Source organism: Pseudaeromonas paramecii (assembly GCF_039540575.1).
Lineage (GTDB): Bacteria > Pseudomonadota > Gammaproteobacteria > Enterobacterales > Aeromonadaceae > Pseudaeromonas > Pseudaeromonas paramecii.
In genome coordinates, this window is record NZ_BAABFC010000013.1 from 86352 (window position 1) to 113171 (window position 26820).

Consider the following 26820-nt stretch of genomic DNA (forward strand, 5'->3'; position numbering starts at 1 on the left):
TTATAACGCAAACCATCCCAAGATCTTAAGGCGTCGCTGGCGAGGGGCTGCCGAGCCGGATATACTAGTCCCTCGTTGAATTTAAACTCCTAAAATTCAAGTAATTACAATGACTACCCTGTCGATACTCGTCATCGCCCTCTATCTGCTGGCCAGCCTGGCGGCCTTGCAGCAGCTGCTGACCGAGCGAACAGGCGGCCGCTGGCCACTATGGACCCTGGTCGGCAGTGCCCTGGGGTTGCATTTGTTGCTGTTATTCAACGAAATCACGGCCCTGGAGACGGGCCAGGATCTGAGCCTCATCAAGGTGGCCTCGGCCGTCTCCTGGCTGGTGAGCCTGTTGCTGACCCTCTTGTGCCGCCGCCTCAACGGCGGGATCCTGCTGCCGGTGGCCTATGGCTTCGCCATCTTGCTGCTGCTGGTGAATTACCTGATCCCGGGACAATATGTCATCCATCTGGAGCACCACCCGCTGGTGCTGCTGCACATCGCCCTGGCCCTCTCCAGCTATGCGGTGCTACTCATCGCCAGCCTGTTTACCCTGCTGTTGGCCTACCTGGATCATCACCTCAAGCAGCGCAAGCGGGTGGCCATCCCAGGGCTGCCGCCACTGCTGACCCTGGAGCACAGGGTGATGCAGCTCATCGGCTTGGGGATAGCGCTGCTGACCCTGTCCATCGGCAGTGGCTGGCTGTTCCTCACCGACCCCTTCTCGCCCCTGTCCAGCATGAAAGCCGGCCTGAGCCTGGTGGCCTGGTGCCTGTACGTGACCCTGTTGTGGGGCCATCACTACCAGGGCTGGCGGGGCAAGACCCTGATCCTGTTTAGCCTGCTGGGCAGCGCCCTGCTGACCCTGGCCTATTTCGGCAGTCGCGTCATCATTGAGGTGCTGTTAGCCTGATGACCCCGCGACGGTGCCATTCCCTCGTTGTTAGCCATGAAAGGATCCCTAAGTGGACTCGATATCGACCAATGCCCTGCTGATCAGCCTGGTGGTGTTGCTGGTAATTTCCGCCTTCTTCTCCGGTTCCGAAACCGGCATGATGTCCCTCAACCGTTACAAGCTGCGGCACTTGGTCAAGAGCAAGCACAAGGGCGCCATGCGGGTGGAGGCGTTATTGTCCCGGCCGGATCGTCTCATCGGCCTGATCCTCATCGGCAACAACCTGGTGAACATCCTCGCCTCCTCCATCGCCACCGTGCTGGCCATCCGGCTGTTTGGCGACCTGGGTATCGCCCTGGCTACCGCCGGCCTCACCATCGTCATCCTGATCTTCTCCGAGGTCACCCCCAAGACCCTGGCGGCCATGTACCCTGAGAAGGTGGCTTATCCCGCCTCCATCATCCTCAAGGGACTCATGTTCCTGCTCTATCCCCTGGTCTGGTCGCTGAACGGGCTGACCAATGCGGTGCTGGCCATGCTGGGCATCCAGGTGAAGAACAAGGACGATACCCTGAGCACCGAGGAGCTGCGCACCGTGGTGAACGAGGCTGGCGCCCTGATCCCCCGTCGCAATCAGGAGATGCTGCTGGGCATTCTGGATCTGAGCAAGGTGACGGTGGAAGAGATCATGGTACCGCGCAACGAGATCTACGCCATCAACATCAATGATGAGTGGAAGACCATATTGCGCCAGCTCACCAACACGCCCCATACCAAGGTGCTGCTCTACCGCGACAGCCTGGACGATGCCGTGGGGTTCGTCCATGCCCGGGAGGCCTTGCGTCTGCTGGCCAAGGATCAGTTCAACAAGGCCGCCCTGCTGCGCACCGTGCGGGAGGTGTACTACATCCCCGAGGGCACGGCGCTGAGCGTGCAGCTGGTCAAGTTCCAGCGCAACAAGGAGCGCATCGGCCTGGTGGTGGACGAGTATGGTGATATCCGTGGCCTGACCACGCTGGACGATATTCTGGAGGAGATAGTGGGGGACTTCACCACCAGTCTGGCCCCCAGCCCCAGCGAGGAGATCCAACCCCTCCCCGAAGGCGGTTATCTGGTGGAAGGCGGCATCCATCTGCGGGAGTTGGCCAAGGAGCTCGGCTGGGAGCTGAACATGGAAGGGGCTGTCACCCTCAACGGCCTGATCTTGGAGTATCTGCAAGAACTACCCAAGCCCGGTGACAAGATAGAGCTGGATCAACGGCTGATCGAGATCTTGGCGGTGGAGAACAACATGGTGAAGCAGGCCCGCATCAGCGACCTGCCCACCCAGGAGAACGACGCCTAGCGATATTCCTTGGCCCGCCGCACCACGTTGGCGGGCATCCGCTTGGCCAGTTGTGCCAGCAGACGTGAGGCTTCGGCATGCTGTTTGGCATCGCCGATCACCGCATGATGCAACCAGCGGTAGGCCTCCTCGTAATCCAGCGGGCTACCCAGGCCATTCACCAGCATCCGCACCCAGGCGATCTGCGCCTTGACCAAGCCCAAGCTGGCCGCTTCCCGCATCAGAAGTGCCGCCTGACGCGGATCCTTCTGCACAAAGGTGCCCTGGGCATAGTAACGCCCCAGCTGCTCCAGGGCAGCCGGCAGGCCCTGACGGGCCGCCTGCCACATATAATCCACCCCCTGCTCGGCGTTTTTGGGCACACAGACCCCCCAGGCCAACATGTCCCCCCACAGGTACTGGTAGGCCGGCAGCATCATCACCTTGGCGCGGGCCTCGATATCCTGCACCAGCTGGCAATCATCGGCCTTGACCCGTTGCAAATGGGTATTGTGGTTGATCCAGTCGATCAACTGCTCGGGATCATACAGCTGCACCGCTTGCATATTGCCATCGCTGTCATCCTCACCGGTCGCCGGCGCCGCAGAGGCCGGCGGCGCAGGAGGGAGTGGCAAGGCACCGTCAGACTCACCTGGTTCAATTGGCTGGATGGGCTTGACGGCCGGAATGGCACCACTGGCCGCCACCGGCTGCACCGCTTCCTGGGTCGGCACATCCAGGCCGGCAAAGATATCCTGGGTGGGCGCCAGCTCGTCCGCCTGTATGGCGCCACACGCCAACAGGCCACTCAGCCATAGGCTAGTTCGCTTCATGGACTCCTCCTGTATGCCTGTCTATCGGCGTCCCGGCCGCTATCTTGAGCCCTGACACAGGATAAAGAAAGGGGGCTCACGCCCCCCAGCTCCTAGCACTGACCGTCGCGACCATTCAATGCTCGCGGGCGAACTGCTCGCCCAGGGCAATGTCGCCCCGCAACGAGGCCAGCATGCTGTCCAGCTCCTGGCGCTCCAGGGGGCTCAACGGGCCGATGTCGAGCCACTCCTCGATACCATGACGCCCCAAGCGAACCCCCTGGGCGAAGAAACGGGCATAGTCGGTGTTGCCCTCCACATAGGCATACTCCACCACCCCCGGCTCGCCGGACAGGGCGCGGGCCAGCGCCTGGGTGAAGCGAAATCCCGCCATGGCCATGGACAGGGTGGCAGAGCCTCCCCCGGCCTTGGCATGCACCACCTCGGTACCGGCGTTTTGCACGTGATCCGTGATGACGCTGGCCTCCTCATCGTCGAACTGGCAACCCGCCACCTGGGAGAGCAGGGGCAGTATGGTGGTGCCACTGTGGCCACCGATGACCGGCACCCGTACTCGGGAAGGATCCAGCCCCCGGGCCTGGGCCACGAAGGTTTCAGCGCGGATCACATCCAGGGTGGTGATGCCAAACAGCTTGCGCTTGTCATACACCCCGGCCTTGGCCAGCACCTCGGCGGCGATGGGCACAGTGGTGTTCACCGGGTTGGTGATGATGCCAATGCAGGCGTTCGGGCAGACCCGGGCGCAGTAGCCGATGAGCTTGTGGATCACGGTGGCGTTGAAGTTGAACAGATCGGAACGATCCATGCCGGGTTTGCGCGCCACCCCGGCGGGGATCATGACGATGTCCGCCCCCTCCAGCGCGGCGGAAGGGTCGTCACCACAAAAACCGGCGATCTTCGGCTGGGTCGGGATATGGCTCAGATCCACCGCGATCCCCGGGGTGACCGGTGATAGATCGTACAACGATATCTCGAAGTGGGCGGGTAACTGGGCTTTGAACAACAAGGAGAGTGACTGGCCTATACCACCGGCAGCACCGAGAACGGCAACTTTCATAGTGGACTCCATATCTTTTCTAGCTGGTAGGGTCGTTGTCCTGAGTCCACCTTAGATGAAATTGCCGGGGTCAGACAGGAAGGGGGGCCGTTTTTGTGAGCAACAAGACACTGATTTCATTAACGGCTTATTAACAGAATGGCAGGGCGGCCCCCCCCTTGAAATGGGTGCCGCATGAAAACTATCTACTCAGTTGGAAGGCCAACACCCGCCGCTCCAGCAGGCGGAATAACAGGGTCAAGGCGCCATTGAACACCAGGTAGATGAGGCCGGCCGTGCCGAACACCCCCAGGGTGTCGTAGGTCTGGCCCTGCAACCGCTGGGCGATGCCCATGACATCCATGATGGTGATGGTGCTGGCCAAGGAGCTGCCCTTGAGCACCAGGATCACCTCGTTGGAATAGCCCGGCACGGCCCGGCGCAGGGCCTGACGCAGCTTCACCGACAGCGTCTGCCAGGCCGTCATGCCCAGGGCCTTGCAGGCCAGCACCTCGCCACTGGGCACCGCATCCAGTGCGCCCTTGAACAGGCGGGTGGAGTAGGCGGCGGTGTTGAAGCCCAGGGCCAGCACGGCACAGAACCAGGGCTGTTTGAGCCATTCCCAGGCCCAGCTGTGCTTGAGCCAGTCAAACTGGGCCGGTCCGTAGTAGATGAGAAAGATCTGCACCAGCAGCGGCGTGCCGGTAAACAACAGCAGATAGCATTCCGTCAGCTGGCGCAGCACCGGGATCTTCTGCTCCAGCACCCAGGTCAGCAGCAGGGCCAGCACACCGCCCAGCAACAGGCTCACCACCGTCAGCTCCAGGGTGGTGGCCAGCCCGGTCAATAATTCAGCCAGATAGGGCATGGCTCAACCTCCGTAGCGATGAGCATGCAGCCGAGCTCGCTTGAGCCACCAGCCGCTCACCAGGGTGATCAACAGATAGATGGCGGCCGCCAGGGCATACCAAGTGAAGGGGGCATAGCTGGAGGCCGAATTCATCTGTGCCTGACGCATCAAATCATTGACCCCGATGAGGGAGACCAGGGCGGTGTCTTTGAGCAGCACCAGCCACTGGTTGCCCAGGCCCGGGATGGCATGACGCCAAGCCTGGGGCAGCACGATGCGCAGGAAGGTATGGCGCACCGGCAGCCCCAGGGCCCGGGCCGCCTGCCACTGCCCCAGGGGCACGGCATTGAGGGCGGCCCGCAGGGTCTGGGTACCGTAGGAGGCAAACAGCAGGGCCAGGGCCACCACACCACACCAAAAAGGACTGAACTCGACATAGTCGCCGGTCAGGTAGAACAACAGCTGGCTGGAGCCGAAATAGACAAACAGCACCACCAGTATCTCCGGCAATCCCCGGATCAGGGTGGTCAGGCCCACCACGGGCCAGCGCAGCAGCCGATAACGGCTAAGTTCTGCGGCGCTCAGCAACAGGGCCAGCAACAGCCCCACCACCAGGGAGACCAGCGCTAGCCCCAGGGTCATCAGGGCCGCATCGAGTAACAGTCCCATCATGGCTTACTTGGCGAAGTAACGATCGAAGATCTGCTGATAGGTGCCGTTAGCCTTGATGGCAGCCAGCCCCTTGTTCAGGCTGTCCAGCAGCGCCTGATTGCCCTTGTTCACCGCGATGGCAAAGCCGGCACCAAAGTATTTGGCATCGGTCACCGGCTTACCCAGCATCTGGTAGCCCGGGTGCTCCTTGAGCCACTCGGCCGCCACGGCGGTGTCGGCAAACACGGCCTCCACCCGGCCGCTGGTCAGATCCAGCAAGGCGTTCTGATAGCTGGCATAGGGCACGGCCACCACGCCTTGATCCTTGAGCTGCTCCTGCAGGTAGGTCTGGTGAGAAGTGCCGTTTTGCACACCGACATTCTTGCCGGCCAGCTCTTCTGCCTTGGCAAACTTGCCGTCGGCCACCACGAATACGGCGGAGTTTTCGTAGTAGATGTCAGAGAAATCCACCTGCTTGGCCCGTTCCGGCGTCACATCCATGGCGGCGATGGCAGCATCGAAACGACGGAACTTCAGACTGGGGATCAGACTGTCGAAGGCCTGATTGTGGAAGCTGCAGGTCAGCTTGGCTTCGGCACAGACGGCACGAGCCAGATCCATGTCAAAGCCCTGGAACTCGTTGTTGCTGTCCATGTACTCGAACGGGGGGTAGGTCGCCTCGGTGGCAAACTTCACCTCCTGAGCCATGGCCTGGCCGGCCAGCAGGGTCAGGGCTGCAAGGGCAAGAATGGATTTTTTCATGTCACACCTTCCTGGTTATCAATGGTTGAGGTAATCGGCAAACCGCTGGGTTTGCGGCTGGGCAAAGTGACTGGCCGGCCCCTGCTCCACTATCTGGCCACGTTCCAGATAGATGAGCTGGCTGGCGATGCGGCGGGCAAACTCCACTTCGTGGGTCACCACCACCTGAGTGATACCGGTGGCGGCCAGCTTGCAGATGATATCCGCCACTTCCTTGGTGATCTCGGGATCCAGCGCCGCCGTGGGCTCATCAAACAGCAAGACGCTCGGATCCATCATGAGGGCACGGGCGATGGCCACCCGCTGTTGCTGACCACCGGAGAGGCTGGCCGGCCAGGCGTGCGCCTTGTCCGCCAGCTTGAGCTGAGTCAACAGATAGAGCGCCTTGTCACTGGCTTCGGTACGGTTCTGGCCCAGCACCTTCAGGGGGGCCTCCAGCAGGTTTTGCAGCACGCTCAGGTGTGGCCAGAGGTGATATTGCTGGAACACCATGCCCACCTGAGTGCGCAGGGCGCGGGTGCGCCGCTCGAATTCACGGGATTGGGTATCACAGGGAAACTGGAACGACTGGTCCGCGATGGTCAGCGCGCCGCTATCCGGTACATCCAGCAGATTCATCAGACGCAGCAAGGAGCTCTTGCCGGCACCGCTGGGGCCCAACAGCACCAGAGTCTCCCCCGCCTCACAGCGAAAGCTGATCTCACTGAGAATGGTCTGCTTGAGCCAAGACTTGGAGACCCCTTTCAACTCTATGCTCATCTGCCCTTTTTCACTCCGCTGGCGTTATTTGCGCCGATTCTAGTGACGGCCTGAGTCAATGCAAGTTTTTTTGCATGGATATGCAGAAGATTCCGCTACTCCTTGCAAAAAACAGCATAGAGTTGCAAAATTAGATCCTGGAAAAACAACAGATTAATTGGTTATGAAGCCAGGCGAACGACAAGAACAACTCATCAAAGCCTTCAAGGCACTGCTCCGCGAGGAACGATTCGGCTCCCAGGCCGAAATCGTCTCGGCCCTGCACGACATGGGCTACGAGAACATCAACCAGTCCAAGGTCTCCCGCATGCTCAGCCGGTTCGGCGCCGTGCGTACCCGCAATGCCAAGATGGAGATGGTCTACTGTCTGCCGGTGGAGCTGGGTGTGCCCACCATAGCCACACCGCTGAAGAATCTGGTACTGGATGTGGATCACAACGGTATCCTGCTGGTGATCCACACCAGCCCGGGAGCCGCCCAGCTGATTGCCCGCATGCTGGACTCACTTGGCAAGGCCGAGGGGATCCTGGGCACCATCGCCGGGGATGACACCATCTTCATCACCCCCACCGCCGAGACCGACATCGACGAGTTGTACGACTCGGTGCTGGAGCTGTTCGAGCAGACGGGTTAGTCCGTCAACCAGCCAACAAAAAGCCCCCGTCTTGCGGGGGCTTTTGCTTTTGGCGAACTCACAGCCCTTCACGGCTGAGGAAGGTTTCCGACGGCGCGAAGAAGGCCGCACCGGTTTCGGCACGGGTGAAGCGCAGCAGGTGGTCGAAATGCCCTTGGCCGTCTCCCTCGTACATGCTGCACAACATGTCGGTGAAGTGGCTGGGGGTCGCACAGCAGGCGATGAAGTAGAGCCCCTGGCGCTCCAGGGTGGCCCAGGGCATGGACTGCCGCAGTATCTCCTTGGTCTTGCCCTGAGGATCCTTGAGGTTGGTGCGTTTGACATGCGCAGTGAGGGGCTTATCCGCCGAGGCGTATTCAATGTTGTCCCGCTTGGTACGGCCTATGGTGTCTTCCTGCTCCTTGAGGGAGACACGCTCCCAGACCGCCAGGTTATGCACGAAGCGTTGCACATGCAGGTAGCTGCCGCCGGCGAAGGAGCCCTCCGCCACCAGCGCCACCTCGGCCCTGTGCTCCCCCTGGGGGTTCTCGGTGCCGTCCACAAAGCCGGTGAGATCGCGACAATCCTGGTTACGAAAGCCCATCACCTCCTCGGCCAGCATCACATGTCCGCCCAGCCGGGCCATCAGCCGCTGCGCCGCCAGATGCAACACATCCAGCCGATTGCCTCTGAGCTGGACAAACAGATCGAAGGGGGTGGCCACCGCCTGACGCTCCCCGCCCCCCGGGGTGGGGAAAGGCGCCAGCTCGGCCGGTCGCGCGCCGGGATACAGGCGATCCCAGGCCCCCTCGCCAATGGCCACCAGGCCACTGAAGTCTGCCTCGGTAAACTCTGCGGTCACCTGATGACACAGGGCCGGGAAGCCAGCCAGCTGATGGCGCACCTCATCCTCGTGACCGGCGGCCACATTGAACATCAGATAGTAACCATGCAGGTTGGGTTCGGCACAAATACCGGCTTGCGGTGTCATAGAGGCTCTCCTTTCAATGAGTTGTCCTAGGTTATTCCATGGGGACAGCGGGCATGCAAGCCCAAAGCGGGCTTGCCTTGACCCCAGATAAAAAATCCCGGCCTAAGCCGGGATAACAGGATGCGAATGCCATAGCGGCGGCTTAGAGCGCCTCGTCGTCCACCTCACCGGTACGGATGCGGATGACATGGGCCAGATCGAACACGAAAATTTTGCCGTCACCAATCTTGCCGGTGTAGGCCGCCTTGCTGATGGCTTCGATAACCGGTTCCACGTTGTCATCCTGAGTGGCGATCTCCAGCTTCACCTTGGGCAGGAAGTCCACCTGATATTCGGCACCACGGTAGAGCTCGGTGTGCCCCTTTTGCCGGCCAAAGCCCTTGACCTCGGAGACAGTCATGCCGTCGATGCCCAGGGCCGACACGGCCTCACGAACGTCGTCCAGCTTGAAGGGTTTGATGATAGCGCTGATCAGTTTCATGGGCGTGCCTCTTGAAGTCTTGAAGATGGAGTGGTGTTTCCCCTGGCAGATTCAATGTCTGTGCCAGCTATGCAGAGGCCGGCAAACGGCGTCGTTTGCCGCCATTCCGTCATCAGGCCAAGTCACATCGCACCAATAATGAGCAAGCGGCATTAACTGACGCACCAAAGCGGTGGCTCAGGCCTGCAAGACGAATTGTTGCCAAGCCCGCAACAGCTGGGCAAAGTCCACCAGACCACAGCCCCCTAAGGACTCGTCATCGTAGTAACTCAGATCCGGCTCCAGCCCCTCGTCGAACTCGAAGCGCAGAGCGTTATCCACCAGCTCCACCTCCTCGCTCTCCAGGTGCAGGCTGAAGCCCGGGCCGTAGTGGCTCACCTGTTCCTTATCGCCCGACTCCAGGGCCGCAATATCGGCCAGCAGGGCCTCCAAACGCGTCAGATCGGTTCCCAGCTCCTCGCTTAACCAGCGGCCAAACACCTCCTGCCCCATGGCCACCTTGGCCTTCAGCCGTCCCTGGGTATCCCGGATAAATTCGTATTCCATGGCACACCTCCTGACAAACCTCGAGTCTACCCCGAGCCAGCCGGCGCCCCAACAAAAAAGCCCCGCCAAGAGGCGGGGCCTGGTTCAGCCGGAAGGCTGGGTCTTAGATAGAGGACTTGACGCTGACGAACTCGGGGTAGGCATCCACACCGCAGTCGTGAATATCCATACCGGTGATTTCCTCTTCCTCGGATACGCGCAGACCCAGGGTAACTTTGAGTACACCCCATACCAGCAAGGAAGCAGCAAACACCCAGCCGAAGATCACGGCCGCCCCCAGCAGCTGGCTGCCGAAGGAGGCATCACCATTGCTGAACGGCACCGCCATGACACCGAAGAAGCCGCAGACACCGTGCACCGAGATGGCACCCACAGGATCATCCACCTTCAGCTTGTCGATGGCGACGATGGCATAGACCACCAGCACGCCGGCCAGGGCGCCGATCAGCACAGACAGCATGGGGCTCGGGTGCAGCGGGTCGGCGGTGATGGCCACCAGACCGGCCAGGGCGCCGTTCAGTACCATGGTCAGATCGGCCTTGCCCCAGGTCAGCTTGGTGACGATCAGCGCGGCCAGACAGCCGGCACAGGCGGCGGCGTTGGTGTTCAGGAACACCTGACCCACGGCGATGGCGTTCTCGGCATCGGATACCATCAGCTGGGAGCCACCGTTGAAACCGAACCAGCCCATCCACAGGATGAAGGTCCCCAGGGTTGCCAGCGGCATGTTGGAACCGGGGATCGGGTAGATCTCGCCGTTCTTACCGTACTTGCCACGACGAGCCCCCAGCAGCAGGACACCGGCCAGGGCCGCAGCAGCGCCGGCCATGTGGACGATGCCGGAGCCGGCGAAGTCAGAGAAGCCAGCAGCACTCAGGAAACCGCCACCCCAGGTCCAGAAGCCTTCCACCGGGTAGATGACACCTGTCATCACCACGGAGAACAGCAGGAAGACCCACAGCTTCATCCGTTCGGCCACGGCACCGGACACGATGGACATGGCAGTGGCGACAAACACCACCTGGAAGAAGAAGTCAGATTCCAAAGAGTGGCTGGCATCGGCGGCCTGGGTACCGATCAGGGTGCCCAGGGTCGGCAACCAGCCCCCTTCGGGGTTGTCTACGTACATGATGTTGTAGCCGATGAACAGATACAGAGTACAAGCGATGGCATACAGCAGAATGTTCTTGGTCAAAATTTCGGTGGTGTTCTTGGCACGCACCAGACCGGCTTCCAGCATGGCGAAACCGGCAGCCATCCACATCACCAGCGCACCCGTGATGAGGAAGTAGAAGGTATCGAGGGCGAAACGCAGCTCGCCAACTGTGGTGGTCAATTCTTCCATGTTGCTATCTCCCTGATTAACTTACAGCGCTTCCGCATCCAGCTCACCGGTGCGGATCCGCACGGCATGGGACAGGTCATAAACGAAGATCTTGCCGTCACCGATCTTACCGGTATAGGCAGCCTTGCAGATGGCCTCGATGACGTTCTCGACGTTCTCGGCGGCGGTGGCGATTTCCAGCTTCACCTTGGGCAGAAAATCCACCTGGTATTCGGCACCCCGATACAGCTCGGTGTGACCCTTCTGGCGGCCAAAACCCTTCACTTCTGAGACGGTCAATCCTTCGACCCCCAGGCTGGAGATGGCTTGACGCACATCGTCCAACTTGAACGGTTTGATAATGGCGGTGATCAATTTCATCCTGAACTCTCCTGCTAGACGGTCATATAGTTACACCGTTTGGTTTTAATCAAGAGTCATGCCAATCCGTCAGTACCATGCCGATCACCCCATCGCCGCCTGATCAGGAACAAGGCGCGCCTTGTCCTGCGCCATCACAGTCCAAACACACCAAAAACAGGCACCAAGTTGAGGCGTGTCGCACAGTTGCTGCTCATCTCGGTGCAAATGATGCTGGGGCTGGCCGGCAGGCAAAAAAAAAAGCCTCATGAAGAGGCTTTTTCATTGGCGGAAAAGGCTCAATGTCGAGCCCCGTATTGATCAGGCCGGCTGGCTGAAGATCACCTGATCGGCCTTCTGCACATAGCTGGCGATTTCGTTGAAGTTGAGATAGCGATAGGTATCTGCCGCCGTGGCATCCAGCTTGGCCGCATACTGCAGGTACTCGGGCACGCTGGGGATCTTGCCCAGGATGGCCGCCACCGCCGCCAGCTCCGCCGACGCCAGGTAGACGTTAGCCCCCTTGCCCAAGCGGTTGGGGAAGTTACGGGTGGAGGTGGAGACCACGTTGGCCCCGTCGGCCACCCGCGCCTGGTTGCCCATGCACAGGGAGCAGCCGGGGATCTCGATGCGGGCCCCTACCCGGCCGAAGATGCCGTAGTAGCCCTCTTCGGTCAGCTGATCCCGGTCCATCTTGGTGGGCGGGGCGATCCACAGCCGGGTCTCCAGCTGGCCGCTGAACTGGTTGAGCAGCTTACCGGCGGCCCGGAAGTGGCCAATGTTGGTCATACAGGAACCGATGAACACCTCGTCGATGGTATCGCCGGCCACGCTGGACAGCAGGCGGGCATCGTCGGGATCGTTCGGCGCACACAGGATGGGCTCCTTGATGCTGTCCAGATCGATCTCGATGACGGCGGCGTATTCGGCGTCGGCATCGGCTTCCATCAGCTCCGGCTTGGCCAGCCAGGCCTCCATGCCGCGGATCCGGCGCTCTATGGTGCGCACATCCCCGTAGCCTTCGGCCAGCATCCACTTCAACATGACGATGTTGGAGTGGAGGTATTCGATGATGGGTTCCTTATCCAGCTTGATGGTGCAACCGGCGGCGGAACGTTCGGCGCTGGCATCGGCCAGCTCGAACGCCTGTTCCACCTTCAGCTGCGGCAAGCCTTCAATCTCCAGGATACGACCGGAGAAGATGTTCTTCTTGCCGGCCTTCTCCACGGTCAGCAGGCCCATCTGAATGGCCTGATAGGGAATGGCGTGCACCAGATCCCGCAGGGTGATCCCCGGTTGCAGCTGGCCCTTGAAACGCACCAGCACGGATTCGGGCATGTCCAGCGGCATGACGCCGGTGGCGGCAGCGAAGGCCACCAGACCGGAACCGGCCGGGAAGGAGATACCGATGGGGAAACGGGTGTGGGAGTCACCGCCGGTGCCGACGGTATCCGGCAGCAGCATGCGGTTCAGCCAGCTGTGGATCACGCCGTCACCCGGACGCAGTGAGACACCGCCGCGGTTCATGATGAAGTCCGGCAGGGTATGGTGGGTGGTCACATCCACCGGCTTGGGATAGGCGGCGGTGTGGCAGAATGACTGCATCACCAGATCGGCGGAGAAGCCCAGACAGGCCAGATCCTTGAGCTCGTCCCGGGTCATGGGGCCCGTGGTGTCCTGGGAGCCGACGGTGGTCATCTTGGGCTCGCAGTAGGTACCGGGCCGCACGCCCGCCACGCCGCAGGCCTTGCCCACCAGCTTCTGGGCCAGGCTGAAGCCCTTGCCGCTGTCGGCCACCGGCTTGGGCCGCACAAACACCTCGGAGTGACCCAGGCCCAGGGCCTCCCGGGCCTTGTCGGTCAGACCACGGCCGATGATGAGGGGGATACGGCCACCGGCCCGCACCTCGTCCAGCAGCACATCGGTCTTCAGGGCGAAGGTGGAAATCACCTCATCGCTATCGTGACGGGTCACCTTGCCGGCATAGGGATAGAGGTCGATGACATCCCCCATGTTGAGGGCGGAGACATCCAGCTCGATGGGCAGGGCGCCGGCATCTTCCATGGTGTTGAAGAAGATGGGGGCTATCTTGCCGCCCAGGCAGACACCGCCGGCCCGCTTGTTGGGCACGTGGGGAATGTCGTCGCCCATGAACCAGAGTACCGAGTTGGTGGCGGACTTACGGGAGGAGCCGGTGCCCACCACGTCCCCCACGTACACCAGGGGGAAGCCCTTGGCCTTCAGGGCGTCTATGGTCTTGATGGGACCGACGGCGCCCTCTTGGTCCGGCTCGATACCGGGACGGGCGTTCTTCAACATGGCCTTGGCATGCAGGGGGATGTCCGGGCGAGACCAGGCATCCTGGGCCGGCGACAGATCGTCGGTGTTGGTTTCACCAGGCACCTTGAAGACGGTGAGGGTCAGCTTGTCCGCCAGCTTGGGACGGGAGAGGAACCATTCGGCCTCGGCCCAGGAGGTCATCACCTGACGGGCATAGGCATTGCCGGCCTGCATCTTGGCCTCCACGTCGTGGAAGGCATCAAACAGCAGCAGGGTATGGGACAAGGCCTTGGCCGCCAGGGGCGCCAGGCTGGCGTCATCCAGCAGATCGATGAGGGGGGTGATGTTGTAGCCACCCTGCATGGTGCCCAGCAGCTCGGTGGCGCGCTCCGCCCCCAAGATGGGTGACTGGGTTTCGCCCTTGGCCACCGCGGCCAAAAAGCCCGCCTTGACGTAGGCGGCTTCGTCCACGCCAGGGGGAACCCGTTCGCTGAGCAGCTCCAGCAAGACGGCCTCTTCACCGGCTGGCGGCGCCTTGAGCAGCTCAACCAGACCCGCCATCTGTTCGGCATTCAGGGGCAAGGGGACCACGCCTTCGGCAGCCCGTTCGGCCACATGTTTACGGTAGTTCTCTAGCACGTTCGATTCCTCATCTTCTTGTTCTTGGGTCACGCAAGACCGTCATCCATGATAGGGGCCAAAGCCCGTCAGGCTGGCGTCACTATATCGGGTTTACCCCTAAATTTAAAATTGCGCCTCAGTTGTGGCTCAAGGCATTGCCGATGAACAGATAGACACTGTCCTCGCCCCCTTCGGCCCGGCCATAGGCCAGGTAGACGGGCCCCAGGAAGGTATCGGCGGCCATAAACAGGCTGCCACCCAGCAGGCCACTGCCCCAGCTCACATCGTGCCGATCCCGCCAAATGCCCCCCCGCTCCAGCGAGCCCCCCAGGTAGATGGGCAGCTTCATGGCCCCCAGATCATTGTCCAGCAGACGGTAATGATAGATGAGCCCGCCAAACAACTTGTAGCGGCCATTGAGTTCATAACGCTGCAGACCGGAGAGGTTGAACAGGCCCCCCAGATCCTGCATGAAGTAGGGGTTCAGGCTGTCTACCGTGGTGCCGCCCCAGGCAAAGCGGCCAATCAGGCTGTGACGGCCCCAGGCCCAGGGGTGAGTCAGGTCCAGCTTGGAACTAAGCCCCCAGTCAGCATCCCCCACCAGGGGGGCATCGCCATCGGGTCGGTAGTAGGCGACCTCCCCCTGCCACTGCCAGCCACGTCGCGGAAAGTACGCATTGTCCAGGGTGTCGTGATCCCAACGGCCATAGTAACCCCAGCTGGTGACCCGGCCGGTATCATCCGTGCCCTCAAACGCCAGATGGGAACGGGTCGCCCGGCCGCCGAAGGCCAGCTGCGCCCAGGGCGCGGGATTCCAGCCCAACTCCAGTTGGCTTTGCCAGCTGGTGTCTTCCAGGTTCATGTAGTTCAACCCCAGCATCTGATAATCCGGCAGGTTGCTCAGGTAGTAGGCCCGGGTCTCGTTCTGGTAGCTGCCCACCAGCCGGGTAAAGAAACGCTGATGGGTATCCAGCGGCGCATACAACTCGGTCTGCACCCGCTTGTCGTTGCCCCCCTGCAGCTCGTTACGCCACTCGGCTCCCAGATCATTAAGGTTGGTGAGGGTGTAGGAGAGCCCCAGGCTGTACTGGGAGCGGGAGCTGTAGTCCTCCTCCACACCCAAGGAGAAGTCGATGTAACCGGGGCCCCAGCGTTTCTCCTGGGCCTCCACCACCAGCACATTCTCGTCCTGCTGCTGCTCCAAGCGATAGGTCACCCGCTCGAAGGTACCCAGGGCATTGATGCGATCCACCCCGGCCTCCAGGGCGGCATTGGTCTGCAGTTGGCCCGGGGTCACCTGCAACAGGTTGGTGAGTACGACGTCACTGAGCCGGGAGTGATTGATGAGCTGGATCCGGTCCACATAGACCCCGGGCTGGCGGCTGTACTGAGCACGGCGGCTGAGCTTCTCCTGCTGATAGGCGCGCCAGTCGGCATCCGACAGTCGTAGCTCATTGAGTTTGTTCAACTGGGACAAGGCCGCTATCTCCCCCAGGGGTACTATGTCCGCCATCTTGTCGAAGTCCGCCACATTGAAGGCCAGCACCTTGGGGCGGATCAGCAGATCCTGAGGGCGCAGCAAGGCAATCTGCTGCTGGGTACCCAGCCCGGTGAGGTGGGAGACCAGCTGACTGACCATGTCCAGCGCACTATTCAGTTGATCCCGCTTGCGTAAGGGATCCGAGATATCCACCGCTATGATGTGATCCGCGCCCATGGCCAATGCCAGGTCCACCGGCATGTTGTTGACGATACCGCCATCCCCCAGCAGGCGACCGTCTATCTCCACCGGTTTGAGCGCCGCCGGAATGGACATGGACGCCTGCATGGCCGCCGCCAGGTTGCCGTGATCCAGCACCACAGGGGTGATGGTCTCCAGATCCGTGGCCATGGCACGATAGGGAATGGGCAGCTCATCAAAGCTCTTGAGGGAGGGCAGGTTGCCGGTGGCTTCCCGCAACAGCACAGCCATCCCCTGCCCCTGAAACAGCCCTTCCGGCAGCTTCACCTGGCCATCACTCACCCCCAGATCGGTCTGCAGCTGGAAGTTGTCCTGCTGCTGCTTGCGCCGCAGGGGCAGCTGATCCCGCTCGACCCCGTCGTTGTAGCCCTGGTTCCAGTTCAGGCTCAGGGTCAGCCGCTGTACCTCGTCCGCCGACAGACCCAGGGCGTACATGCCCGCCACATAGGAGCCCATGCTGGTACCTATGATGATGTCCACCGGAATGTGTTCCTTCTCCAGCACCTTGAGCACGCCGATGTGGGCCGCCCCCTTGGCCCCGCCACCACTGAGTACCAGGGCGATCTTCGGCCTGTGGGGCTGGAGGTCGGCGGCCTGACTGCTCAGGGAAAGCGCGAAAAAAAACAGCAGGAAAACGTATGCGTATCTAGGTAACCGAAAGAGTCTTTGCTTCATGAATTCCCCAGTGGCTACACTCGGGCCTGCGTAAGCTGATCATTGAGGTAGCCATGCTAACCAGATTAACCATCAAACAGAAGATCCTTGCCGGCATTGGCCTGGCAGTGTTGATCACAGCCCTGGCGGTAGGCAGCCTGAACATCGGCCTGATCGGCGGCGCCATGGAGCAACGCCTGATCCAGCAGGAGCTGCCCACCCAGTTGCAAAGCATCGGCAAGGCGGTGGAAAAAGAACTCGACACCCTGGCCCAGGCGGCCCAGCAGTTGGCCGGCGATCCCCAGATCAGTCGCTGGTTTGCCGAGGGGCGGGATCCGGCCCTGGAACCCCTGATCATCGACAAGCTCAAGGCGGTGCGCAGCCAGTACGGCCTGATGGATGCCTCCGTGGTGGATCGGCAGTCCGCCGCCTACTACAACCAGAACGGCTTCCTGCGCCTGCTGACCCCGGAACAGGACGGCTGGTTCTACGCCTACAACCAGAGTCCGGAGCCGCTGATGCTCAGCGTATTTCGCGAGAGCACGGGTGAGGTCAAGCTGTTCGTCAACTACAAGCAGCTGGATGGCCGGGTCGCCTCCGGCCTGTCCAAGTCGCTGGACAGCATGATCCAGACCCTGAGCCAGTTCCGCCTGGAGCAAAGCGGCTTCGTCTTCATGACCGACGGCCAGGGGCTGCTGAAATTACACCCGGACACCGCCCGCATCGATCATGACACCCTGAGCGGCCTGTATGGTGAGGCGGCGCAAGCCCTGCTGGCCCGTCAGCCGTTTGCCTTGCAACGGGTGGTGCTGGACGGCCAGCCCATGCTGGTGGCCAGCCACTATCTGCCGGCGTTGGACTGGTATCTGGTGCTGCAGGTACCGGAGGCGGAGATCTTAGCCGGTCTCAACCAGGCCAAGCTCTACACCCTGTTGCTGGTGGCCGTCACCCTGGTGGTGATGGGCCTGTTCGCCCTCTGGCTGGCGGCCGGGATCAGTCGCCCCATCGCCCGCCTGGCGAGCACCTTCGAGGAGCTGGGTTCCGGCCACGGTGATCTCACTCAGCGGCTGCCGGTGAGCCGGCAGGATGAGCTGGGTCGCCTCACCCTGGGGTTCAATAACTTCATCGCCAAGATCCATGGCTCCCTGACTCAGGTGGCGGGCACCTCTGCCGAGCTGGCCGGGGCCGCCGAGCAGGTGGCCGGCCGCGCCGAGCAGAGCCATCACAACAGCCAGACCCAGAAGGACAGCACACTGCAGGTGGCCACCGCCATCAACGAGATGGGCGCCACGGTCGCGGAGATCGCCAACAATGCGGCCCTGGCGGCCGACACCGCCAACGAGGCCAACCGGGAGTCCAATCAGGGGCAGCAGGTGGTAGTGCAGACCCGGGAGGCCATGGCCAACCTGGCCGACGAAATCGCCGAGGCGGCCCAGGTCATCGGCACCCTGGCGGAGCAGACCCAGAATATCGGCAGCATACTGGAGGTGATCCGCAGCATCTCGGAGCAGACCAACCTGCTGGCGCTCAACGCGGCCATCGAAGCCGCCCGGGCCGGTGAGCAGGGCCGCGGCTTTGCCGTGGTGGCCGACGAGGTGCGGCATCTGGCCCGTCGCTCCGCCGAGGCCACCGAGGAGATACAGGGCATGATCAACCGCCTGCAGGGCGAGTCCGGCAAGGCGGTGAGTGTGATGCAAAGCGGCCAGGCCCGCGCCCAGCAGGTGGTAGGCGAGGCCCAGCGGGCGGAACAGGCCCTGGGGCGCATCGCCGGCCACATCAGCCAGATCAACGACATGAACATCCAGGTCGCCACCGCCACCGAGGAGCAATCCAGCGTGGTGGCGGAGATCAACCGTAACGTGGATGAGATCAACAACCTGACCCTGGCCAGTGCCGGCATCGCCGAGGAGCAGACCCGCACCAGTCAGGATCTGCGTCAGCTGGCCCGCCAGCTGGATGCCCTGCTGGGCGAATTCCGTCTCTAACGCCATCGGCGCGCGCAACAAAAACGCCATCCAAAGGATGGCGTTTTTTATTCCTGCCGGTCGGCGCCGAGCCTTAGCAATTGCCCTTCTTGGCCTGGCCTGGCGGGCAGAAGCTGCCGGGATGACCACCACTGCCACCGTCGCTGACCGATATGCGGGTGTCGCCCACCTTCACATCGGCGCGATGGATCCGCACCGGATCGTTCGAAGCACAGGCCACCAGGCCCAGCCAACACAGGCACAAACAGAGGCCTCGTCTCATTGCTGTACTCCCCAAAAACACAAGGTCACCCTGACGGTGACCTTGCAAGTATATCTCACAAACCCGGCCCCAGGCTGAACCTGGCGCCAGGTGACCCTCAGCGCTTCTTCGCCTTGGCGTTGGGCAGATCCGTGATGGAGCCTTCGAACACCTCGGCCGCCAGACCCACGGACTCGTGCAGGGTCGGGTGGGCGTGGATGGTCAGAGCGATGTCTTCGGCATCCGCGCCCATCTCGATGGCCAGGCCGATTTCACCCAGCAACTCGCCGCCGTTGGTGCCGACGATGGCACCGCCGATGACCCGGCCACTCTCCTTCTCGAAGATCAGCTTGGTCATACCGTCGGCACAGTCAGAGGCAATGGCGCGGCCGGAGGCGGCCCAGGGGAACACCGCGGTCTCGAAGACGATGCCCTTCTGCTTGGCTTCCTTCTCGGTCAGACCCACCCAGGCGATTTCCGGCTCGGTATAGGCGATGGACGGGATCACCTTGGGATCGAAGTAGTGCTTCTTGCCAGCGATGACTTCCGCCGCCACGTGGCCTTCATGCACCCCCTTGTGAGCCAGCATGGGCTGACCGACGATATCGCCGATGGCGAAGATGTGGGGCACGTTGGTGCGCATCTGCTTATCCACCTCGATGAAGCCGCGCTCGCTCACCGCCACACCGGCGGCTTCGGCCGCCAGCAGCTTGCCGTTGGGCACCCGGCCCACCGCCACCAGCACGGCGTCGTAGCGCACCGGCTCAGCCGGCGCATGCTTGCCTTCAAAGGAGACGTACAGACCGTCGTCCCGGGCTTCCACCGCGGTGACCTTGGTTTCCAGCATCAGGTTGAACTGCTTCTCCACCCGCTTGGTGTAAACCTTGACCACGTCCTTGTCGGCGGCCGGTACCAGTTGATCGGCAAATTCCACCACGTCGATCTCGGCGCCCAGGGCAGAATAGACTGTGCCCATCTCCAAACCTATGATGCCGCCGCCCAGCACCAGCAGCTTGCCGGGCACTGTCTTCAGCTCAAGGGCATCGGTAGAGTCCCAAACCCGCGGGTCGTCATGGGGGATGAAGGGCAGCTTCACCGGACGGGAACCGGCGGCGATGATGGCGTTGTCGAAGGTCAGCTGGGTCTTGCTGCCATCCACACCGGTCACCTCTATGCTGTGGCTGCCGGTGAAGGCGGCGACGCCTTCCACCACCTGGACCTTGCGCTGCTTGGCCATGCCGGCCAGACCGCCGGTCAGCTTGCCCACCACCTTTTCCTTCCACAGCCGGATCTTGTCGATGTCGGTCTTGGGTTCACCAAACACGATACCGTGCTCGGCCAGGGCCTTGGCCTCTTCGATGACCTTGGCGACGTGCAGCAGGGCCTTGGACGGGATACAACCCACGTTCAGGCAGACCCCCCCCAGGGTGGAGTAACGCTCGATCAATACGGTATCGAGGCCCAGGTCGGCAGCCCGGAAGGCTGCGGAGTAACCGGCCGGACCGGCCCCAATCACCACCACCTGAGTCTTAATTTGATTGCTCATCATGACCTCTTGAACCTGTTGTTGCTGGCCTAGGCGTCCAGTTTCCATGCCGGTCAGCATACAATTCGTTAACACTGTTGGTAAGGGACTCGGGCAGGCTTATGCCTGCCCGGTCACAATTACAGTACCAAGCGACGGATGTCGGACAGCACGCCACTCAGGGTGGTGATGAAGCGTGCCCCGTCGGCGCCATCGATGACGCGGTGGTCATAGGACAGGGCCAGCGGCAACATGAGGCGCGGTTCGAACTCCTTGCCATTCCACTTGGGCTTCATCTCGGACTTGGAGACGCCCAGGATGGCCACTTCCGGTGCGTTGACGATGGGGGTGAAGCTGGTGCCACCGATACCGCCCAGGCTGGAGATGGTGAAGCAGCCACCCTGCATGTCGGCACCGGTCAGCTTGCCGGCACGGGCCTTCTTGGAGATCTCGGCCAGATCCCGGGACAGCTCGTAGATGCCCTTCTTGTTCACATCGCGCACCACAGGCACCACCAGACCGTTGGGGGTATCCACCGCCACACCGATGTGGATGTACTGCTTCATGATGAGCTTGCTGCCGTCTTCGGACAGGGAGCTGCAGAAGCGCGGATGGGCTTCCAGCGCCTTGGCGGCGGCCTTCAGGATGAACACCAGCGGGGTGATCTTCACATCCAGCTTCTGCTTCTCGGCCAGCAGGTTCTGCTCCTTGCGGAAGGCTTCCAGCTCTGTGGTATCGGCCTCGTCGAACTGGGTCACATGGGGGATCATCACCCAGTTGCGGTGCAGGTTGGGACCGGAGATCTTCTGGATGCGGGTGAGTTCCACCTCTTCCACCGGACCGAACTTGGCATAGTCCACCTTGGGCCAGGGCAGCACACCCAGCCCGGCACCACCGGCGGCACCTGCTGGAGCAGACTCGGCACGCTTAATGGCAGCCTTGACGTAAGCCTGTACGTCTTCCTTCTGGATCCGCCCCTTACGACCGGAACCCTTGACCTTGGCCAGGTTGACGCCAAATTCCCGCGCCAGCCGACGCACCGCCGGCGAGGCATGCACGTAGGCGTCGTTGGCGACGAACTCGCCCTTGTCCTCTGCCTTGGCAGCCGCAGGCGCCGGCGCGGCAGCCGGTGCGGGGGCAGCCGGCGCAGGAGCGGCAGCAGTAACCGCCACCGGTGCGGCACCGGCCACTTCGAATTGCATCAGGGGGGAACCCGTCACCACCTTGTCACCCACCGCCACCTTGATGGACTTCACCACACCGGCAACCGGTGAGGGGACTTCCATGGAGGCCTTGTCGCCTTCCACGGTGACCAGGGACTGATCTTCGCTGACGGTATCCCCCACCTTCACCAGTATCTCGGTGACGGTCACCTCATCGCCACCGATATCCGGTACGGCGATGTCCTTGGCGGCCGCCACGGCCGGGGCAGCCGCCACCGGTGCCGGTGCGGCCACAGGCGAGGCGGCAGCAGGGGCGGCCCCCGCCACTTCGAACTCCATGATCAGGGAGCCGGTAGAGACCTTGTCACCCACCGCCACCTTGATGGACTTCACCACGCCACCAAACGGCGCCGGCACTTCCATGGAGGCCTTGTCGCCTTCCACGGTCAGCAGGGAGTCGTCAGCGGACACGGTATCGCCCACCTTCACCAGCAGCTCGGTGACTTCCACCTCGTCACCGCCGATATCCGGCACCTGCACCGCCTGAATGGCGGCAGCGGCAACCGGCGCCGCCACCGGGGCAGGCGCGGCCGCAGCAGGAGCCGGTGCGGCCGCCGCCGCACCTTCTGCTTCAAATTCCATGATCAGGGAGCCGGTAGATACCTTGTCACCCAGGGCCACCTTGATGGCCTTGACCACGCCGGCCTGAGGGGCTGGCACTTCCATGGAGGCCTTGTCGCCTTCCACGGTCAGCAGGGACTGGTCCAGCTCAACCTTGTCACCGACCTTCACCAGGATTTCGGTGACTTCCACCTCATCGCCACCGATATCCGGTACATGAATCTCAATAGACATCCTCAGATCCTCTTATGCGTACAGCGGGTTGATCTTGTCGGCAGCGATGCCGAACTTGGCGATGGCATCCACCACCAGTTGTTTGTCCACCTGACCGGCCTGAGCCAGTTCGGTCAGGGCAGCCAGTACGATGTAACCTTCGTTCACTTCGAAGTGACGACGCAGGTTCTCACGGCTGTCGGAGCGGCCGAAACCATCGGTACCCAGCACGCGGTAGCTGCTGGACGGCATGAAGGCACGCACCTGGTCGGCGTAGGACTTCATGTAGTCGGTGGCGGCGATGGCCGGCGCCGTGCCCATCACCTGAGCGATGTAAGGCACACGGGGCTCGGCGGTAGGATGCAGCAGGTTCCAGCGGTCGGCGTCCTGACCGTCACGGGCCAGTTCGTTGAAGCTGGTGACGCTGAACACGTCGGAGCCGATGCCGTACTCCTCGGACAGGATGACGGCGGCGCGACGCACGTAGTTCAGGATGGAACCAGAGCCCATCAGCTGTACCCGAGCCTTGTCGCCGCTGACGGTTTCCAGCTTGTAGATCCCCTTGCGAATACCTTCTTCGGCGCCTTCCGGCATGGCCGGGTGGGCATAGTTTTCGTTCAGGGTGGTCAGGTAGTAGTAGACGTTTTCCGGCTTGTCGCCGTACATGCGGTTGATACCGTCCTGCACTATCACCGCCACTTCATAGGCATAGGTGGGATCGTAGCTGATGCAGTTGGGGATGGTGCCGGCCAGGATGTGGCTGTGACCATCTTCGTGCTGCAGACCTTCGCCGTTCAGGGTGGTACGCCCTGAGGTACCGCCCACCAGGAAGCCGCGGGCCTGTTGGTCGCCGGCCGCCCAGCACATGTCCCCTACCCGTTGGAAACCAAACATGGAGTAGTAGATATAGAAGGGGATCATGGGGCAGTCGTTGGTGCTGTAAGAGGTCGCCGCCGCCAGCCAAGAGGACATGGCGCCCAGCTCGTTGATCCCTTCCTGCAGCACCTGACCCTGCTTGTCTTCCTTGTAGTAGGAGACGATGTCACGGTCTTGCGGGGTGTACTGCTGACCGTGGGGGCTGTAGATACCGATCTGACGGAACATGCCTTCCATGCCGAAGGTACGGGCCTCGTCGGCGATGATGGGCACGATCCGTTGACCCACGGACTTGTCCTTGATCAGCACGTTCAGGGCGCGGACGAAGGCCATGGTGGTGGAGATTTCCCGCTTCTGCTCTTCCAGCAGGGCAGAGAAGTCGCCCAGGGCCGGGATCTCCAGCTTGACGCTGGTTTGCGGCAGGCGGCTCGGCAGGTAACCCTTGAGGGCCGCGCGGCGCTCGTGCAGGTAGCTGTGTTCCGGGCTGCCGGGCTCCAGGCTCAGGTAAGGCAAGTTCTCGAGTTGTTCGTCGGTCACCGGCACCTTGAAACGGTCACGGAAGTGGCGCACTGAGTCCAGCTCCATCTTCTTGACCTGGTGAGCGATGTTCTTGCCTTCGGCGGCATCGCCCATGCCATAACCCTTGATGGTCTTGGCCAGGATCACGGTGGGCTTGCCCTTGGCGTGACGGGCACGATCGAAGGCGGCGAACACCTTGCGCGGATCGTGACCACCGCGGTTCAGGGCCCAGATCTGCTCGTCAGTCCAATCGGCCACCAGGGCAGCGGTCTCCGGATACTTGCCGAAGAAGTGCTTGCGCACGTAGGCGCCATCCTTGGACTTGAAGGTCTGGTAGTCGCCGTCCAGGGTTTCGTTCATCAGCTGGATCAGCTTGCCGGAGCTGTCCTTGGCCAGCAGCTCGTCCCACTTGCTGCCCCACAGTACCTTGACCACATCCCAGCCGGCGCCCTTGAACAGGCCTTCCAGCTCGTTGACCACCTTGCCGTTACCCACCACAGGGCCGTCCAGACGCTGCAGGTTGCAGTTGATGACGAACACCAGGTTGTCCAGCTTCTCGCGCACGGCGATGGTGATGGCACCCTTGGACTCAGGCTCGTCCATCTCACCGTCACCCAGGAAGGCGTAGACCTTCTGCTCGGAGCAGTCCTTCAGACCGCGATCGGTGAGGTACTTGAGGAAGCGGGCCTGATAGATGGCACCGATGGGGCCCAGACCCATGGAGACGGTGGGGAACTGCCAGAACTCGGGCAGCAGCTTGGGGTGCGGATAGGAGGGCAGACCCTGACCATCCACTTCCTGACGGAAGTTGTCCAGCTGGTCGGCAGTCAGACGTCCTTCCACGAAGGCGCGGGCATAGACGCCGGGGGAGATGTGACCCTGGAAGTAAACGAGATCGCCACCGTCCTTGTCGTTGCGAGCCCGGAAGAAGTGGTTGAAGCAGACTTCATACAGGGTGGCGGAGGAGGAGAAGGAAGACATGTGGCCCCCCAGATCCAGCCCCTTCTTGGACGCGCGCAGCACTATCATGATGGCGTTCCAGCGGATGATGGCGCGAATGCGGCGCTCCAGCTCCAGGTTGCCCGGGTAAGCCGGCTGGTCGTCTACCGCAATGGTGTTCAGGTAGTCGGTCAGAACCCCCTCACCACCGGCGGCCACGGCCAGACCGGCCTTGCGGGCCTCGGCGGCCAACTGCTCCAGGATGTAACCGGCACGTTCCGGCCCTTCCTCACGCAGCAAAGATTCCAGGGCATCGATCCACTCACGGGTTTCCACGGGATCCACATCGTTTATCAGGCGTTCTGACATGGCTGTTTCCTATCTCGTTGACAGCAAAAGTTCGCTTGCTTGATCACATGGGCACTATTGATGGATCCGCCGCGGGGGACGAGACAGGCGCTGCTCTTCCCGCTGAATATCCAGCAAGGTGTCCTCGATAAAAGCCAGGTGCTCATGGCAGGCATCTCTGGCCCTTTCCGGTTGCCCGGCCAGGATCGCCGCCATCAGCTCGGCGCGATGGCGACGGATCCGAATCACTGCACCGGGGCGGGAAGCCACGGCGTCGATATTGCGTTGGATGTTGCGCTCCAACAGTGGGCGTATCGCCCGTACCAAATGTAGCAAGACCGCATTGTGTGAGGCGGCGGTCATGGCGAGATAAAAGTCGGCCACCGCCACGGCCTCGCTGGCAGAGTCCCCGGCCTCCTGCGCCAGTTCAACGCCGGTGACGGCCTGACGCATGGCCAGCAGATCCGCCTCGTTGGCCCGCAGGCTGGCGTAGTACGCAGCCACGCCTTCGAGGGCATGGCGGAATTCCAGCAGATCCAGTTGCGAGTCGGGGTGGCTCTCCAGCAGATCAAACAGGGGATCGGCGAGGCCCTGGCTTAACTCGCTGCGCACATAGGTACCGCCACCCTGGCGACGATAGAGCAGGCCCTTGGCCTCCAGACGCTGGATCGCCTCACGCAAGGAAGGGCGGGACACCTGAAACTGCACCGCCAGCTCCCGCTCCGGCAACAGCTTCTGCCCCGGTTGCAGGGAGCCGTCCACTATCATCTGCTCCAGCTCCGCCACTATGCTGTCGGCGAGTTTGGTGGGCGCTGAGGGTAGCTGCTTCATGCTACTCACTTGTTAAATTGGTATTACCAATTGTGGTATTGGAGAGTCAAGTTATCAATACCATTAACAAATGTCCAAGAAAAAATGATCTGAATCAAAGCGACTGCAGACCGGTGCGCAAGGGCTACTGGCAGTGCCATTGAGACCATCACAGAATCGGGGGAACTCAGGCCGGCTCTAGCAAGATGGCGCGCAGGTGTGACCAATTGAAGGCAGGGCCGGGATCCGTCTTGCGGCCCGGGGCGATATCGCAGTGACCGACGATGCGCTCGCAGGTGATCTGGGGATAGGCGCCCATCAGGCAACGGGCCAGGTCGGCCAGGCTCTGATATTGCGCCTCTGTGTAGGGAGTGGTGTCGGTGCCTTCGAGCTCGACCCCGATGGAGAAGTCGTTGCAGGCCTCCCGGCCCATGAAACAAGAGCGCCCGGCGTGCCAGGCCCGCTCCAGGAAGGAGACATATTGGGTCAGGCTGCCATCGCGGCGGATCAGGCAATGAGCGGAGACCTCCAGCCCGGCGATCTCGGCAAAGTAAGGGTGGGCGTGCGGCTCCAGGCGCCCCAGAAACAGATCGTCAATCCAGGGGCCGCCAAACTGATTGGGCGGCAGGCTGATGCCGTGCACCACCAGCAAGGAGATCTCGCCAGCCGGCCTGGGATTGCAATGCGGTGATGGCAGTTTAGGCGCCGACTGCAACCATCCCGCTTCAATTTGCCATGCCATGCCGTCCTCCCCGCTGCCCGCTATTGCCTACGTTATGGGGCATCCACTCTACGCCAGGCCAACCGGCGGCGCAAAGCCAGACGCCCAGTTCGGCCATGACGGACAAGGTTTGACCAATCGGGCCACCTG

The 26820-nt window shown here is 62.0% G+C and carries 23 protein-coding genes; 4 read left to right on the top strand and 19 right to left on the bottom strand.

The window, feature by feature from the left end; translation table 11 throughout:
- Nucleotides 1-109 precede the first annotated feature (109 nt).
- Together ABD847_RS10850 and ABD847_RS10855 are read left to right on the top strand one after the other, a co-directional pair.
- Nucleotides 110-901, top strand: a complete 792-nt coding sequence (locus ABD847_RS10850) for a cytochrome C assembly family protein (RefSeq protein ID WP_345012872.1) — start codon at nucleotides 110-112, stop codon at nucleotides 899-901.
- Between the two features lie 52 nt (nucleotides 902-953).
- Nucleotides 954-2228, top strand: a complete 1275-nt coding sequence (locus ABD847_RS10855) for an HlyC/CorC family transporter (RefSeq protein ID WP_345012874.1) — start codon at nucleotides 954-956, stop codon at nucleotides 2226-2228.
- On the opposite strand, the gene ABD847_RS10860 is transcribed toward ABD847_RS10855, so the two are convergent.
- The 6 genes from ABD847_RS10860 to ABD847_RS10885 form a co-directional block, all read right to left on the bottom strand.
- The gene (locus ABD847_RS10860) at nucleotides 2225-2773 is read right to left on the bottom strand and encodes a tetratricopeptide repeat protein (protein ID WP_345013024.1); all 549 of its coding nucleotides are present in this window, start codon (nucleotides 2771-2773) and stop codon (nucleotides 2225-2227) included. The two genes, ABD847_RS10855 and ABD847_RS10860, sit on opposite strands and share 4 nt — an antisense overlap.
- A 382-nt stretch (nucleotides 2774-3155) precedes the next feature.
- Complete coding sequence (gene mdh, locus ABD847_RS10865) at nucleotides 3156-4097, bottom strand: malate dehydrogenase (protein ID WP_345012875.1); 942 nt, start codon at nucleotides 4095-4097, stop codon at nucleotides 3156-3158.
- Nucleotides 4098-4278: 181 nt separating this feature from the next.
- Entirely contained in the window at nucleotides 4279-4944 is a 666-nt protein-coding gene (artM, locus tag ABD847_RS10870) for an arginine ABC transporter permease ArtM (RefSeq protein ID WP_345012877.1), read from the bottom strand.
- A 3-nt stretch (nucleotides 4945-4947) separates the two neighbouring features.
- Nucleotides 4948-5598: an arginine ABC transporter permease ArtQ gene (gene artQ, locus ABD847_RS10875; RefSeq protein WP_345012879.1), complete on the bottom strand. Its 651-nt coding sequence runs from the start codon at nucleotides 5596-5598 to the stop codon at nucleotides 4948-4950.
- Between the two features lie 3 nt (nucleotides 5599-5601).
- Entirely contained in the window at nucleotides 5602-6339 is a 738-nt protein-coding gene (locus tag ABD847_RS10880) for a lysine/arginine/ornithine ABC transporter substrate-binding protein (RefSeq protein WP_345012881.1), read from the bottom strand.
- An 18-nt stretch (nucleotides 6340-6357) separates the two neighbouring features.
- Nucleotides 6358-7098, bottom strand: coding sequence for an ATP-binding cassette domain-containing protein (locus ABD847_RS10885; RefSeq protein WP_345012883.1), 741 nt, complete (start codon nucleotides 7096-7098; stop codon nucleotides 6358-6360).
- A 163-nt stretch (nucleotides 7099-7261) separates the two neighbouring features.
- On the opposite strand from ABD847_RS10885, the gene argR reads away from it, so the two are divergent.
- A complete protein-coding gene (gene argR, locus ABD847_RS10890) occupies nucleotides 7262-7732 on the top strand; it encodes a transcriptional regulator ArgR (protein WP_345012885.1) in 471 nt (156 codons plus the stop codon).
- Nucleotides 7733-7790: 58 nt separating this feature from the next.
- On the opposite strand, the gene ABD847_RS10895 is transcribed toward argR, so the two are convergent.
- From ABD847_RS10895 to ABD847_RS10925, 7 genes are all read right to left on the bottom strand, one after another.
- Nucleotides 7791-8702: a Dyp-type peroxidase gene (locus ABD847_RS10895; protein WP_345012887.1), complete on the bottom strand. Its 912-nt coding sequence runs from the start codon at nucleotides 8700-8702 to the stop codon at nucleotides 7791-7793.
- A 142-nt stretch (nucleotides 8703-8844) separates the two neighbouring features.
- Entirely contained in the window at nucleotides 8845-9183 is a 339-nt protein-coding gene (gene glnK / locus ABD847_RS10900) for a P-II family nitrogen regulator (protein ID WP_345012889.1), read from the bottom strand.
- 177 nt (nucleotides 9184-9360) lie between these two features.
- The gene (locus ABD847_RS10905) at nucleotides 9361-9729 is read right to left on the bottom strand and encodes a YacL family protein (protein WP_345012891.1); all 369 of its coding nucleotides are present in this window, start codon (nucleotides 9727-9729) and stop codon (nucleotides 9361-9363) included.
- Between the two features lie 103 nt (nucleotides 9730-9832).
- Complete coding sequence (locus tag ABD847_RS10910) at nucleotides 9833-11074, bottom strand: ammonium transporter (protein ID WP_345012893.1); 1242 nt, start codon at nucleotides 11072-11074, stop codon at nucleotides 9833-9835.
- Nucleotides 11075-11095: 21 nt separating this feature from the next.
- On the bottom strand, nucleotides 11096-11434 hold the full coding sequence (gene glnK, locus ABD847_RS10915) for a P-II family nitrogen regulator (RefSeq protein ID WP_345012895.1): 339 nt from the start codon (nucleotides 11432-11434) through the stop codon (nucleotides 11096-11098).
- A 300-nt stretch (nucleotides 11435-11734) separates the two neighbouring features.
- Nucleotides 11735-14332: a bifunctional aconitate hydratase 2/2-methylisocitrate dehydratase gene (gene acnB / locus ABD847_RS10920; RefSeq protein ID WP_345012897.1), complete on the bottom strand. Its 2598-nt coding sequence runs from the start codon at nucleotides 14330-14332 to the stop codon at nucleotides 11735-11737.
- 118 nt (nucleotides 14333-14450) lie between these two features.
- Entirely contained in the window at nucleotides 14451-16730 is a 2280-nt protein-coding gene (locus ABD847_RS10925; protein ID WP_345012899.1) for a patatin-like phospholipase family protein, read from the bottom strand.
- A gap of 53 nt (nucleotides 16731-16783) precedes the next feature.
- Here ABD847_RS10925 and ABD847_RS10930 point away from each other — a divergent pair, with 53 nt between their 5' ends.
- Nucleotides 16784-18694 carry a methyl-accepting chemotaxis protein gene (locus tag ABD847_RS10930; protein WP_345012901.1) on the top strand — a complete coding sequence of 637 codons (1911 nt, stop codon included), beginning with the start codon at nucleotides 16784-16786 and terminating at the stop codon, nucleotides 18692-18694.
- A gap of 73 nt (nucleotides 18695-18767) precedes the next feature.
- On the opposite strand, the gene ABD847_RS10935 is transcribed toward ABD847_RS10930, so the two are convergent.
- The 6 genes from ABD847_RS10935 to ampD all read right to left on the bottom strand — a co-directional run bounded on the left by ABD847_RS10935 (nucleotide 18768) and on the right by ampD (nucleotide 26691).
- Nucleotides 18768-18956, bottom strand: a complete 189-nt coding sequence (locus tag ABD847_RS10935) for a hypothetical protein (protein WP_345012903.1) — start codon at nucleotides 18954-18956, stop codon at nucleotides 18768-18770.
- A 97-nt stretch (nucleotides 18957-19053) separates the two neighbouring features.
- Nucleotides 19054-20481 carry a dihydrolipoyl dehydrogenase gene (gene lpdA / locus ABD847_RS10940; RefSeq protein ID WP_345012905.1) on the bottom strand — a complete coding sequence of 476 codons (1428 nt, stop codon included), beginning with the start codon at nucleotides 20479-20481 and terminating at the stop codon, nucleotides 19054-19056.
- A 119-nt stretch (nucleotides 20482-20600) separates the two neighbouring features.
- Complete coding sequence (aceF, locus tag ABD847_RS10945) at nucleotides 20601-22478, bottom strand: pyruvate dehydrogenase complex dihydrolipoyllysine-residue acetyltransferase (RefSeq protein WP_345012907.1); 1878 nt, start codon at nucleotides 22476-22478, stop codon at nucleotides 20601-20603.
- Between the two features lie 12 nt (nucleotides 22479-22490).
- Entirely contained in the window at nucleotides 22491-25160 is a 2670-nt protein-coding gene (aceE, locus tag ABD847_RS10950) for a pyruvate dehydrogenase (acetyl-transferring), homodimeric type (protein WP_345012909.1), read from the bottom strand.
- A gap of 54 nt (nucleotides 25161-25214) precedes the next feature.
- Complete coding sequence (gene pdhR / locus ABD847_RS10955) at nucleotides 25215-25970, bottom strand: pyruvate dehydrogenase complex transcriptional repressor PdhR (RefSeq protein ID WP_345012911.1); 756 nt, start codon at nucleotides 25968-25970, stop codon at nucleotides 25215-25217.
- Between the two features lie 166 nt (nucleotides 25971-26136).
- Nucleotides 26137-26691, bottom strand: a complete 555-nt coding sequence (gene ampD, locus ABD847_RS10960) for a 1,6-anhydro-N-acetylmuramyl-L-alanine amidase AmpD (RefSeq protein ID WP_345012913.1) — start codon at nucleotides 26689-26691, stop codon at nucleotides 26137-26139.
- Nucleotides 26692-26820: the final 129 nt, after the last annotated feature.

Bases quoted from the DNA above. Each gene is read 5' to 3' on its own strand.
- glnK (WP_345012889.1), bottom strand. From the start codon at position 9,183: ATGAAACTGATCAGCGCTATCATCAAACCCTTCAAGCTGGACGACGTT.
- pdhR (WP_345012911.1), bottom strand. From the start codon at position 25,970: ATGAAGCAGCTACCCTCAGCGCCCACCAAACTCGCCGACAGCATAGTG.
- glnK (WP_345012895.1), bottom strand. From the start codon at position 11,434: ATGAAATTGATCACCGCCATTATCAAACCGTTCAAGTTGGACGATGTG.
- ABD847_RS10895 (WP_345012887.1), bottom strand. From the start codon at position 8,702: ATGACACCGCAAGCCGGTATTTGTGCCGAACCCAACCTGCATGGTTAC.
- ABD847_RS10925 (WP_345012899.1), bottom strand. From the start codon at position 16,730: ATGAAGCAAAGACTCTTTCGGTTACCTAGATACGCATACGTTTTCCTG.
- aceF (WP_345012907.1), bottom strand. From the start codon at position 22,478: ATGTCTATTGAGATTCATGTACCGGATATCGGTGGCGATGAGGTGGAA.
- ABD847_RS10905 (WP_345012891.1), bottom strand. From the start codon at position 9,729: ATGGAATACGAATTTATCCGGGATACCCAGGGACGGCTGAAGGCCAAG.
- artQ (WP_345012879.1), bottom strand. From the start codon at position 5,598: ATGATGGGACTGTTACTCGATGCGGCCCTGATGACCCTGGGGCTAGCG.
- ABD847_RS10910 (WP_345012893.1), bottom strand. From the start codon at position 11,074: ATGGAAGAATTGACCACCACAGTTGGCGAGCTGCGTTTCGCCCTCGAT.
- ABD847_RS10850 (WP_345012872.1), top strand. From the start codon at position 110: ATGACTACCCTGTCGATACTCGTCATCGCCCTCTATCTGCTGGCCAGC.
- ABD847_RS10880 (WP_345012881.1), bottom strand. From the start codon at position 6,339: ATGAAAAAATCCATTCTTGCCCTTGCAGCCCTGACCCTGCTGGCCGGC.
- mdh (WP_345012875.1), bottom strand. From the start codon at position 4,097: ATGAAAGTTGCCGTTCTCGGTGCTGCCGGTGGTATAGGCCAGTCACTC.
- artM (WP_345012877.1), bottom strand. From the start codon at position 4,944: ATGCCCTATCTGGCTGAATTATTGACCGGGCTGGCCACCACCCTGGAG.
- ampD (WP_345012913.1), bottom strand. From the start codon at position 26,691: ATGGCATGGCAAATTGAAGCGGGATGGTTGCAGTCGGCGCCTAAACTG.
- ABD847_RS10860 (WP_345013024.1), bottom strand. From the start codon at position 2,773: ATGCAAGCGGTGCAGCTGTATGATCCCGAGCAGTTGATCGACTGGATC.
- aceE (WP_345012909.1), bottom strand. From the start codon at position 25,160: ATGTCAGAACGCCTGATAAACGATGTGGATCCCGTGGAAACCCGTGAG.
- argR (WP_345012885.1), top strand. From the start codon at position 7,262: ATGAAGCCAGGCGAACGACAAGAACAACTCATCAAAGCCTTCAAGGCA.
- ABD847_RS10935 (WP_345012903.1), bottom strand. From the start codon at position 18,956: ATGAGACGAGGCCTCTGTTTGTGCCTGTGTTGGCTGGGCCTGGTGGCC.
- ABD847_RS10885 (WP_345012883.1), bottom strand. From the start codon at position 7,098: ATGAGCATAGAGTTGAAAGGGGTCTCCAAGTCTTGGCTCAAGCAGACC.
- ABD847_RS10930 (WP_345012901.1), top strand. From the start codon at position 16,784: ATGCTAACCAGATTAACCATCAAACAGAAGATCCTTGCCGGCATTGGC.
- lpdA (WP_345012905.1), bottom strand. From the start codon at position 20,481: ATGAGCAATCAAATTAAGACTCAGGTGGTGGTGATTGGGGCCGGTCCG.